General features: G+C 71.5%; 8 protein-coding genes. 1 reads left to right on the top strand and 7 read right to left on the bottom strand.

Annotated features, from left to right (window positions below; genetic code table 11):
- Positions 1–44: 44 nt before the first annotated feature.
- The 4 genes from GXP76_RS17275 to GXP76_RS17290 all read right to left on the bottom strand — a co-directional run bounded on the left by GXP76_RS17275 (position 45) and on the right by GXP76_RS17290 (position 5,959).
- Positions 45–1,418: an NAD(P)-binding protein gene (locus GXP76_RS17275; protein ID WP_242572428.1), complete on the bottom strand. Its 1,374-nt coding sequence runs from the start codon at positions 1,416–1,418 to the stop codon at positions 45–47.
- A 506-nt stretch (positions 1,419–1,924) separates the two neighbouring features.
- Positions 1,925–2,953: a TerC family protein gene (locus GXP76_RS17280; protein ID WP_242572429.1), complete on the bottom strand. Its 1,029-nt coding sequence runs from the start codon at positions 2,951–2,953 to the stop codon at positions 1,925–1,927.
- Positions 2,954–3,096: 143 nt separating this feature from the next.
- The gene (locus GXP76_RS17285; protein ID WP_242572430.1) at positions 3,097–4,434 is read right to left on the bottom strand and encodes a geranylgeranyl reductase family protein; all 1,338 of its coding nucleotides are present in this window, start codon (positions 4,432–4,434) and stop codon (positions 3,097–3,099) included.
- A gap of 250 nt (positions 4,435–4,684) precedes the next feature.
- Positions 4,685–5,959, bottom strand: a complete 1,275-nt coding sequence (locus tag GXP76_RS17290) for a hypothetical protein (RefSeq protein WP_242572431.1) — start codon at positions 5,957–5,959, stop codon at positions 4,685–4,687.
- 449 nt (positions 5,960–6,408) lie between these two features.
- Here GXP76_RS17290 and GXP76_RS17295 point away from each other — a divergent pair, with 449 nt between their 5' ends.
- Positions 6,409–7,941, top strand: coding sequence for an FAD-binding oxidoreductase (locus GXP76_RS17295; protein ID WP_242572432.1), 1,533 nt, complete (start codon positions 6,409–6,411; stop codon positions 7,939–7,941).
- Positions 7,942–8,107: 166 nt separating this feature from the next.
- Here the strand turns inward: GXP76_RS17295 and GXP76_RS17300 are convergent, their stop codons facing one another.
- The 3 genes from GXP76_RS17300 to GXP76_RS17310 all read right to left on the bottom strand — a co-directional run bounded on the left by GXP76_RS17300 (position 8,108) and on the right by GXP76_RS17310 (position 10,937).
- Positions 8,108–8,689: a TMEM165/GDT1 family protein gene (locus tag GXP76_RS17300; protein ID WP_242572433.1), complete on the bottom strand. Its 582-nt coding sequence runs from the start codon at positions 8,687–8,689 to the stop codon at positions 8,108–8,110.
- Between the two features lie 287 nt (positions 8,690–8,976).
- The gene (locus GXP76_RS17305) at positions 8,977–9,978 is read right to left on the bottom strand and encodes a proline racemase family protein (protein ID WP_242572434.1); all 1,002 of its coding nucleotides are present in this window, start codon (positions 9,976–9,978) and stop codon (positions 8,977–8,979) included.
- Entirely contained in the window at positions 9,978–10,937 is a 960-nt protein-coding gene (locus tag GXP76_RS17310) for a dihydrodipicolinate synthase family protein (protein ID WP_242572436.1), read from the bottom strand. The genes GXP76_RS17305 and GXP76_RS17310 overlap by 1 nt, the downstream gene beginning before the upstream one ends.
- Positions 10,938–10,947: the final 10 nt, after the last annotated feature.

The raw sequence follows: 10,947 nt of genomic DNA on the forward strand, positions 1-10,947 counted from the left end.
TGCCCAGCGGTCCGTCGGGTTGATGGGGTCGATGCGTCGACGGTTCAGTCGGCAGGGGCGGCCAGCGCGTCCGTCAGCTCGGTGTACGACGGTCCCGGCGAGAGCACCGGAGGCTCCCACCCGGTGGACAGCACGGCGTTCAGCCGGTCGTGCACCTCGGTGGTGTCCAGACTGTCCGGGGCGGCCAGCAGGTTGGCTCGCAGCTGCGCCGACTCCCACAACCGCTGGTCCTGCATGCCCGCCAGGGCGGCGAGGACGCCCAGCGGGAGATCGGCGGCGGGCTCCTGCTGACCGGCGACCGTCGCTCGCCAGCTCCGGGTGCGCTCGCCGTTGTCGCGGACCGCGTCGTCGTACCAGGGGCGGACGACATCGCGGGCATGGGCCCGCAGACCCGCGCTCACCGCCTCCAGATCCTCGCCGTGGGCGGCCAGCAGATCGCTCAGCTCGGCCGCGCCGGCCAGGGCGAACGACGCGCCGCGGCCCAGGACCGGATCGGTCGTGCAGAGCACGTCCCCGATCGGCAGATAGCCGGCGGGCGCGTCGGGTGCCAACTCGCGCCAGGTGTTGGTGAGTCCGGCCATCGGTACGACGTCGCCGATCGGCTCGGCCTTGCCCGGCCCCAGCCACGGTTCGAACTGGGGAACCGCCCGTGCGGCCGCCTCGAACGCGCCGACCTCGCGCAGCCGCCCGAGCACGTCGTCCTCGGGCAGCCGGGCGAACACCACGGCGAACGTGTCGTTGTCGTGCGCGTAGAGACCGCCGCCGAAGCCCGCCCCGCCAGCGAAGACGACGGGGACCAGGAACATCGGCGGCTTCGGAACGCCCTCCAGCAGCCGGTAGAAACGGCTGTGGTACACGTTGCCGCAGGAACTCTCCTCGGCCTCTTTCACGAAGGCGCCGGCGAGCGGTGAGCGCCGCCCGGTGGCGTCCACCACCGCGTCCGCCTCGATCGACGTGCCGTCGGCCCGCAGGCCCCGGACCCGCCCCTGCTCGACCACGACATCACGGGCGGACAGGCCGTGGTGGACCCGGATTCCCGACTGTCCACGTACGGCGCGGTGCAGCACCCACTCGACGGTCGCCCTGCGGGAGCCGAACCCCGCCAGGTCGCGCGCGCCCTCCGGGGCCTCGACCCCGGGCGGCGCGGTCATGTCGACCTCCTCGACGCCGTGCGCGAGGAGGTCGGCGTGCACGTCCGGCAGCCGCGTGCGGAGCACGTGCCGGAACAGGCCGAGGAACATGTGCGGGTGACGGACCTGCGGCGCACCGGGCCGCTGCCACCGCGCTATGTCGTCGAGACCGTCCGGCGGCGGGCCGTCCCGTTCCACCAGGTCGATCTCGTACCCCTGGCGGGCGAGCAGCAGCGCCGCGCTCAGCCCGGCGATGCCCCCACCCGTCACCGCGATTCGAGAAACCATGCACGCTCCCGTTGTTGTGCTGTCAGTGCGAAATGAGACAGGTGAGCCGCTGTCGGCGAGACCGGGCGGTCGGCGCGTGTTCGTCGCCCGGTACGGCACGGGCGCGCGTTCGCCGAGGCTGTCGGCGGCAGTACGGTGCGCGGACGCGATTCCCGCGCCGCGGCAGCGGACCGCAGGACCGGTACCGCCCCTGACCTCGACTGCGTCACGCGGCGATGCTAGTTCTCGGTGCGGGGAGCTGTGGAGGTCGGCGGGACAACTTAGGAGGGGGTTCCTCGCAGGACAGGGGTCCGGCTAGGGGGTGTCCGCGAAGTAGCGCCGTCCGCCCGTAGGGCGGGGCCGGCGGCGTGCCGGGCGTCGCGGGCCGGGCGGGACTTTGCGGACACCCCCAGGGGTCGTGAGCCGACTGCCGTCGCCGTACGTACGGGTGATGCGTACGGCGACGGCCCGGGCGCGCGCCAGGCCCTGTCCGGCGCGCGGACAGGGCCTGGTCGGTGATGCGCGGGTCAGCCCTGGGCGTCCGTCTTCTCGGCCGCCTCCGGCTTGTCCGCCCCGGTCTCCGCGGCCTCCTGCTCGGCGGCCTCCTGCTCGGCCTTCTTCGAGGCCGCCAGGCTGGTGATCGTCGTGATGATCAGCACGCCGCAGATGACGCTCAGCGAGACGGGGAGGGAGATCTCCGGCACGTGCAGGCTCGTCGTCTCGTGGATGCCGTGCAGGACCAGCTTCACGCCGATGAAGGCGAGGATGACCGACAGGCCGTAACTGAGGTGGACCAGCTTCTTCAGCAGGCCGACGATCAGGAAGTACAGCTGCCGCAGGCCCATCAGCGCGAAGGCGTTGGCCGTGAAGACGATGTACGGATCCTGGGTCAGGCCGAAGATCGCGGGGATCGAGTCCACCGCGAAGAGCACGTCCGTGATGCCGATCGCCAGCATGACGATCAGCATCGGGGTGGCCAGCCGCTTGCCGTTCTCGCGGATGAACAGCTTCGTGCCGTGCCACTTGTCGGTGGAGGGCAGCCGCCGTTCGATCGCCTTCATCAGGCGGCCCTCCTCCCAGTCCTCGTCGTCCTCGCCGGCCCGCGCCTCCTGGATGAGCTTCCAGGCGGTGTAGATGAGGAACGCACCGAAGATGTAGAAGACCCAGGCGAACGAGTTGATCGCGGCAGCGCCCGCGGCGATGAAGACGGCGCGCAGCACCAGCGCGATCAGCACGCCGATCATCAGCACGCGCTGCTGGTAGATCGTGGGGACCGCGAACTTCGCCATGATCAGCACGAAGACGAAGAGATTGTCGACGCTGAGCGACTTCTCCGTGACGTAGCCGGCGAAGAACTCGCCCGACGCCTGTCCGCTGCCCCAGATGGCCAGACCGGTGCCGAAGAGCACGGCGAGAACGATCCAGACGATCGTCCAGACGCCCGCTTCCTTGATCGAGACTTCGTGCGGCTTCCGGCCGCCAATGAAGAAGTCGGCCGCGATGAGTGCGCACAAGCCCACAATCGTGAGCACCCACATGGTCGTTGAGACGTCCAACCCCGGTCCCTCCCTATGTTCTGAAGGGCCAACGGTACAAGGATGACCAAGGAATGGTAAAGAGAAGGTCTAAAGTCCCTGGTCGTGGCGCTGCTCACAGTTCCCGGCAGGCCCCGGCCACCAGGCGGCCGGGGCGCCCGGGTTCACCGCTTCGGTGTCCGGCCCAGGACCGGTTTCGGCACGAGACGCAGCAGGCTGTGCAGGACGGCGTCGATCCTGTCGTGACCGGGGCCGGGTTCGTCGGCGACCTCGGTCAACAGCCGTGCGAGCGACCGGACCAGAACCGGGGAGGCCATGACGCGCCGGTGCAGGACGGGCCGGTACCCGTACCGTCCGAGGACGAGATCGGCGGCCTGGTTGCCCAGCCGGTAGTAGCGCCCCCAGAGGCGGTTGATCTCCCTCGGGTACTGCCGCAGCGCCTCCTCGCGCCCCGGCCCGCTCGGACGCAGCAGAGCGAGGACGACGGCTTCGGCGGCGGCCTCGCCCGCTTCCATCGCCTGTGCGACGCCCTCACCGCTCCAGGGGCTGATCATGCCCGCGCTGTCGCCGACCAGCAGCAGACCGCGGCTGTACTGCGGCCGCCGGTTGAAGCCCATCGGCAGTGCCGCGCTCCGCATCGGTGAATCCGCGTTCTCCTCACGCAGCCCCCACTCCTCCGGCAGGCGCGCCAGCCACTGGTCCATGGTGGTCCGCAGGTCGACCGCTCCGTGGCGGCGGTGGGGCAGGGACCCCAGGCCGACATTGACCCGGCCGTCGCCCAGGGGGAAGATCCATCCGTATCCGGGCAGGTCACGGCCGGTGCGGGAGCAGCGCAGATCGGCCCAGAGTTCGAGGTAGGGGTCGTGGGTACGGGAGGCGCTGCGGTAGTAGCGGCGGGCGGCGGTGGCGATCGGGCGGGCCGGGTCGCGCTCCAGGCCCATGGCGAGAGCCGTCCTGGCGGAGGCGCCGTCGGCGGCGATGACCACCGGAGCGCGGTACGTCCTCGGCTGCTTGTCCGCTCCCGCGACGGCCGTCACGCCGATGATCCGCCCGGCGCGGTCCGTCAGAGGTCCGGTGGCCTTCACTTCCGCGCGCAGCCGTGCTCCGGCCTCGCAGGCGTGATGGACCAGGATGTCGTCGAAGTCGTACCGGCTGCGGGTGAGTCCGAAGTCGGGATGCCCGCCGAGACGGGGCCAGTCGATGTGCACCTGCCGTCCCTCGCACATCCAGCGCATTCCCCGGGTGCGCGTCCAGCCGGGCGCGTCGATGTCGACGCCCATGCGGACGAGCTGGCGCACACCGCGCGGTGTGAGTCCGTCGCCGCAGACCTTCTCACGGGGGAAGGTGCCCTTCTCCAGCAGCAGGACATCCACGCCCGCGCGCGCCAGATACATGGCCGCGGTCGCACCCGCGGGCCCCGCGCCGACCACGATCACTCGTGCCTCTTCGTCACCGGTGGCCGCGTCGGTCAGCTGCGGATCTTTACTCGGCTTGCTCGGCACGTACGCCTCCCGGAATCGTCGGCTGACCGTGTCCGCACCGTGCTGCGCGAGCTTCCGCGGCTTCGTCGCGGCGGGTACCGCTGGTCACGTCCAATGGGACGGAGTTACCCAATTCGGAGCCCGTGCAGTCCCACCGGCCACGGCGCGCGGCGGACTCCGCCGGCCTCCCGGCCGGGGGAGGGAGTCCGGTGACGCGGATCGGCGCCCCTACGGACCGCTGGCCGCAGGGGCGCCGATGTCACCGTCCGAGTCAGCCGGGGTTCTGCGTCCGGCGGCGGCGTACGGCGAGGACGATGCCCGTACCGGCCACGACCGCCGCGGCGGCGGCGCCCGCGATCGGCAGCGTCGAGGAGGCGCCGGTGCTGGCCAGGCCGCCGCCGGCCGTGGCCGACTCCTCGCCGCCGGTCGACGAGGAGCCGGAACCACCGGTCGACGACGAGCCGCCGTCCGAGCCGCCGCTGCCGCCGGTCGAACCACCGGAGCCGCCGGTCGACCCGCCGCCGGTGGATCCGCCCGATCCGCCCGATCCGGACGTCCCGCCGCCCGTCACGTCCAGCGTGATCGTGGCCTTGTCGTTGGCCTTGTCCGGGTCGAACGGCCGCGCCTCGTCGCTCAGCGCCACCGAACCCCTGGCGCCCGAAATCTCTTTGTCGATCCTCAGCTTGAAGGTGTAGGTCTCGCCCCCGCCCTCGTTGACCCACCGCTGGCTGGTGCCGCAGTCGTACGCCTTCCCCTTGGGCTCGCAGAACCCGTGAGGCTTGACGACCGACGTTCCGGCGGGCGGTGTGATGAGGACGCCGACGAGCGGGTCCCCCTCCTTCGTCAGCACCCAGCCGGGACCGTCGTTGGTGAACTGCACCTTCAGCGTGACCGTTTCGCCGACGCGGCCCGCCAACTCGTCGCCCGTCACCCGGTAGTCGGCCGTGTTGACGGAGGTGACCGTGACGTCGACGGCGCTCTCGGTGCCCTCGTCCCCGCCCTGACGCTCCACCAGTTTCACCGCGGGCGCGGTCCCGGGGACCGGCGGCGTGGCGTTCTCGTCCGGCTCCGGATCGGTGGCGCCGACGCTCACGCGCAGGTCGTCGTGGAGCGCGCGGTCCAGCGCCTTGATCGCGAGAGGCTTCTCCGGGGCGTAGACGGTACCGGGCTCCACCTTCTGGTCGAACTCGCACACGACGTTCGACTTCTCGGTCATCTCGTCGTAGGACGGGACCTGATGGGCCGCGCAGTTGGACGGGATCGCCGCGTAGCCGAGTCCCCGGGTGACGGAGTACTGGACCCAGACCTTGTCGGCGGCCTCGGTGCCCTTGTTCGCCACCGTCACCGGCTGGTCGAAGCCGCTGCCCGGCTTCACGCCGTCGACCGGGGCGATGTCGCCGACGACCAGAACGGGTTCGGGCTCGTCGGCGAACGCGGCCGGGACCGTGCCCAGCGCGATGAGACCGGCGCCGCTCAGCGCGGCGACAGCGGTGACCGCCGCACGGGAGTTGCGGGACGTACGACGGACGCGTGGGGGAGTCGGCATGGAACAACCTCTGCGGGACGGGGTGAACGGACAATGTCCTGGAGTGGGAAATCCTTCGAAGGCCAAGACTGGTTTCCCCGAGCAACGGTTGCCTCCGGCTGGGCGATACGGCCTGAAATCGGCGCCGGCGCCGAACGCCTCACCTCAGCGGCGCACCGGCGTTCGGCCCCACGCGAGATGGCCCAACAGGGCTGTGCGGACGCCGTGTTCGCGCGGCCGGCCCGGTCCGAAGCCCCGAGCGGAACAGCACCGACCCGTCACCCCGTACCGGCTCCGGCACACTCGTTCACGCCCCCGCACGCCCCGCCCGCCCGCACACGGATTCACGCGCATTCGCGTGAACCGTGACCACCGGAGAGTGTCGTGGTCCGCTCGCTTCCTCCCGTCACTCCATGGTGAGCCTGCCCGCTACGGGCGACCCATTGCGACGGCGGCAGAAAGGCACGACTGTGCGGATCAGCGGGCAACCCGACGGACAAGCCGGTGGACAGGTCAGCCGACGGGTCGCACTGCGCGCGGGCGCGGCATCGGCGGCCGGGGCCGTGCTGGCCGGGGCGTACGGGAGCCGTCCGGCGACGGCCGCCACCGCCCCGCGCCCCGACGCCGCCGCCTGGCGGGAGCTGCGCCGTACGGTGAGCTCCGCCGCCAGGCTCTACCGCCCGGGCGATGAGGACTACGCGATCCGGGCGACCGCCAACAACCAGCGCTACGCCTCGATCCGTCCCGCCGGAGTCCTCAGCTGCGCCTCGCAGAAGGACGTCGCGACCGCGGTCCGCTGGTGCGCGAAGAACGCCATGCCTTTCGCGCCACGCTCCGGCGGCCACAACTACGCCGGATTCTCGACCACCAGCGGTCTTGTGATCAGCCTGCGGGCGATCCGGCAGGTCGAGCCGAAGGGAAACCGGCTGCACGTGGGCGGCGGCGCCACCAACTCCGACGTGTACGCGGCCCGTGCGTCGGGTCTGTACTTCCCGGGCGGACGCTGCCCCGGCGTCGGCGTGGCCGGTCTGACACTCGGCGGCGGGCTGGGCTTCAACGACCGCAAGTGGGGCCTGACTTGTGACCGGCTCACCGAGACCCGCGTCGTCCTGTCCGACGGGACCGTGGTGCGTGCCGCCGACAACGAGAACGCCGACCTGTTCTGGGCGTGCCGCGGCGGGGCGGGCGGCAACTTCGGGATCAACACCGCGTTCGTCTTCGACGCCGTACCGGTGAACCGGCTGCGCGCCACCGTCTTCGACATCACCTTCGATCTGCGCGCGGGCGTGGAGGTGATGGAGGAGGCGCAGCACCTGCTCGACACGGACCGCGGCGACGACCTCGACCTGCGCGTCACCTTCAACCACGCGGGCGACGGCCGGACTTCCCTGTCGCTGCTCGGCCACCGGCTCGGCTCCGAGGAGAAGCTGCGCCGGGCCTTCGGGCGACTGCTGAAGCTGCGACCGGCCAAGACGTTCATCGAGGAGCGCGACTTCTGGTCCGCGCAGGACTACATCAAGGCGACCGCGTCGCCGGAGTCCCACGCCACCAAGTCCCTTGTCCCCGACCGGTGGCTGACCCCGGAAACGGTCCGCGCCGTCATCGAATGGACCCGCGGCTGGCGCCCCGGCCCGGCCCGCGCCGGCGGCTACGTGACGCTCTTCGCCATGGGCGGCTCCAGCGGCGAACCACGCCCGGACGAGACCGCCTACCCCCACCGCCGGGCCACGTTCGTGATCGACATCGGCACCCAGTGGAAGCCGGCGGCCACCGCCGCAGAGGTGCGGGCGCTGCTGGAGCAGACCCGTGCCGCGTACCGCACGCTCAGCCTCCGGCTGCGTACCGACGCGGCCTACGTCAACTTCCCCGACCCGGACCTGCGGGACTGGCAGCACGCCTACTACGGCGCCAACTACGAGCGCCTGGTGAAGGTCAAGCGCCGGTACGACCCGGCGGGCCTGTTCCACTACGCGCAGGCCGTCGGCAGCCCCGAACGGCCCTGATCGCACGGCGCGGCCGTCGTACGACGACCGGCTGCCCGAACTCGTGGTGACCGAGGACTTCGCCGGAGCGCCCGGCGGCGCCAGGTCACCGTAGACCCGGGCATCCGCGGTGAGGGTCGGCGGCCGCCTGCCGCCCGCCCCCCGACCGCGTCCGCCCGGCCCCACGTCAGAGGGTGAACGCTTCGATGAGGGTCCAGACGGCGAGGCCCGCCATGCACGCCGCACCGATGCGCTGCACGGTCTTGAGGGGTACGCGCTGTGCGATGAAGCGGCCCACCAGGAGCGCGAGCGCGGAGACCGACATCAGCGCGAGGGCCGAGCCGATCGCCGTGGGCAGCCAGCCGTTGCCGGCAGCCAGGTTGGCGGTGGTGATCTGGGTGAGGTCGCCCCATTCGCTGATGAAGACGGCCATGAAGGCGGTGGTGTAGACGGGCCAGAAACCGGTGACGGTCTTGCCCGCGCCCTCTTCCTCGTCGTCGTCCCCACCGCGCAGCAGGACGAAGGCGCCGAACGCGAACAGCGCCGCCGAGACGAGCTTGACGGCGATCTCCGGGAGCAGACTCAGCAGGCTGCCCGCGCCGACCGCGATGGCGACGTGTACGAGGAAGGCGGTGGACGTGCCGAACCACACGTACAGCGGCCGCATCCGGGTGCCCATGGCCAGCGAGGCGAACATCGTCTTGTCGGGGAGCTCCGCGAGGAAGATCAGCCCGAAGGCGGTGAGGATCGCCAGGGGGTCGAAGGTCATTGACTTGCTTTCTGCCGGGGCCGGGCCGTAGCTCGTGCGGCACCCGGAGGGCGTCGGGAAGAACCATTCGACCCGGCACGATGGTGCGGCCCACGCGGTGGTGCGGGCCGGAATCATGCCTTGGCCGAAGGTCTCGTCCGCCCCCGCAGAGTATGCGGCGGCCCGGTGGCCGGGACGCCCAAGGGCGTCCAGTGTGTCGACCAGCGGTTCTCGGGACTACTCCCCTTCGCTGCCCCCGATCGTAACAGGCGCCGTCGGACCGCCCGGAGGACGGCTGGGAGGCCGGCTCAGAGGACGAAGCCGTTCGGGAACGGATCCGCCGGATCCAGCAGATAGTTGGCCGTCCCGGTGATCCACGCGCGGCCCGAGAACTCCGGCACCACCGCCGGTACTCCCGCGACCTCGCTCGTGCCCACCAGCCGCCCCGTGAACCGGGTGCCGATGAACGACTCGTTGACGAACTCCGTGTCCAGCGCCAGCTCCCCACGGGCGTGGAGCTGCGCCATCCGCGCGCACGTACCGGTACCGCAGGGGGACCGGTCGAACCAGCCGGGCCGGATCGCCATCGCGTTGCGTGAGTGCCGGGCGTCCGAGCCGGGCGCGAGGAACTGCACGTGCTTGCAGCCGCGGATCGCCGGGTCCGCCGGATGCACCGGCGGGTTGTGCGCGTCGACGGCCTCCGAGATCGCGAGCCCCGCCGCGAGGATGTCGTCCTTGCGCGCCCGGTCGAAGGGCAGCCCGAGGGACGCCAGATCCACGATGGCGTAGAAGTTGCCCCCGTACGCCATGTCGTACCGGACCTCGCCCAGTCCCGGCACCGTCACCTTCGCGTCGAGTTCCAGCGCGAACGCGTCGACATTGCGCAGTGTGACCTTCTCCGCAACGCCGTCGCGCACCGTTACACGGGCCTCGACCAGGCCGGCCGGGGTGTCGAGGCGTACGAGGGTCTCGGGCTCGGTGACCGGGACCATCCCGGTCTCCACCAGCACCGTCGCCACCCCGATCGTGCCGTGCCCGCACATCGGCAGGAAGCCGCTGACCTCGATGTACAGGACGCCCCAGTCCGCGTCCGCGCGGGTCGGCGGTTGCAGGATCGCCCCGCTCATCGCCGGATGCCCGCGCGGTTCGTCGACGAGGAACCGCCGCAACGGGTCCAGATGTTCCATCGCGTAGCGGCGCCGCTCGGCCATCGTGGCGCCGGGGACGGGCGCCACGCCTCCGGTGACCACACGCGTCGGCATGCCCTCCGTATGGGAGTCGACCGCGCTGATCGTCCGCACGCTGCGCATCAGTCCCGCCGCCCTTCCGTGGCGAGGAAGTCGATCGCCTGCCGCATCTCGGCGGTGACTTGCTCCCGGTGGGCGGGGATCAGCGGACCGCGCGGCGGGCGGCAGGGGCCGCCGTAGCGGCCGACCATCTCCATGCCCAGCTTGATCGCCTGGACGAACTCGGTCCGTGAGTCCCAGCGGAACGCCGCGACCAGCGGCCGGTAGAGGGCGCGCGCCTCCTCCAGCCGCCCCTCCGTGGCGAGTCGGAACAGCTTGGCGGACTCGGCGGGGAAGACGTTGGGGAAGCCGGCGAACCACCCGGTGGCCCCCATCAGCATGCTCTCCAGCGCCACGTCGTCGGCGCCGCTGATCACGTCGATGCCCGGGGCCCGCTCCTTGATCTCCAGTACGCGCCGTACGTCGCCGGAGAACTCCTTGACCGCCAGGACGTTGTCTATCCCGGCGATCTCCGCGAGCAGTCCCGGCGTCAGATCGACCTTGGTGTCCACGGGGTTGTTGTAGACCATCACCGGCAGGCCGACCGCCGCCACCGCCTCGAAGTGCGCCACCACCTCACCGGGGTTGGCCCGGTACATCGTCGGGGGCAGACAGAGCACCCCGTCGGCGCCGTCCTCGGCCGCGGCCTCGGCCCATCGCACGGCCTGGTGCGACCCCGGTCCGTGCACGCCGACGACGACCTTGCCGCGACCCCGTGCCGCCTCGATGGCCGTACGGGCGACGGTGCGGCGCTCGTCGTCGGTCAGCGACGAGTACTCGCCCAGCGATCCGTTGGGACCGACCCCGTCGCAGCCGTTGTCGACGAGCCAGCGGCAGTGGTCGGCGTAGGTGTCGTAGTCGACGGCGAGGCCCGCCGGGGCCGACGGGTCCTGCCGGTAGGGGAGCGCGGTCGCGACGACGACCCCGGTCAGCGGGTTGGGACGGCCGGTCTCTTCGGTGGTGGTGCTGGTGGTGCGGTTCATGAAGTGCTCT

Origin of the sequence: Streptomyces sp. NP-1717, from assembly GCF_022695985.1 — a bacterium.
GTDB lineage: Bacteria > Actinomycetota > Actinomycetes > Streptomycetales > Streptomycetaceae > Streptomyces.

What these genes read in the sequence shown, in the direction of transcription:
- GXP76_RS17275 (WP_242572428.1), bottom strand. Translation starts at nt 1,418, where the DNA reads ATGGTTTCTCGAATCGCGGTGACGGGTGGGGGCATCGCCGGGCTGAGC.
- GXP76_RS17290 (WP_242572431.1), bottom strand. Translation starts at nt 5,959, where the DNA reads ATGCCGACTCCCCCACGCGTCCGTCGTACGTCCCGCAACTCCCGTGCG.
- GXP76_RS17300 (WP_242572433.1), bottom strand. Translation starts at nt 8,689, where the DNA reads ATGACCTTCGACCCCCTGGCGATCCTCACCGCCTTCGGGCTGATCTTC.
- GXP76_RS17305 (WP_242572434.1), bottom strand. Translation starts at nt 9,978, where the DNA reads ATGCGCAGCGTGCGGACGATCAGCGCGGTCGACTCCCATACGGAGGGC.
- GXP76_RS17310 (WP_242572436.1), bottom strand. Translation starts at nt 10,937, where the DNA reads ATGAACCGCACCACCAGCACCACCACCGAAGAGACCGGCCGTCCCAAC.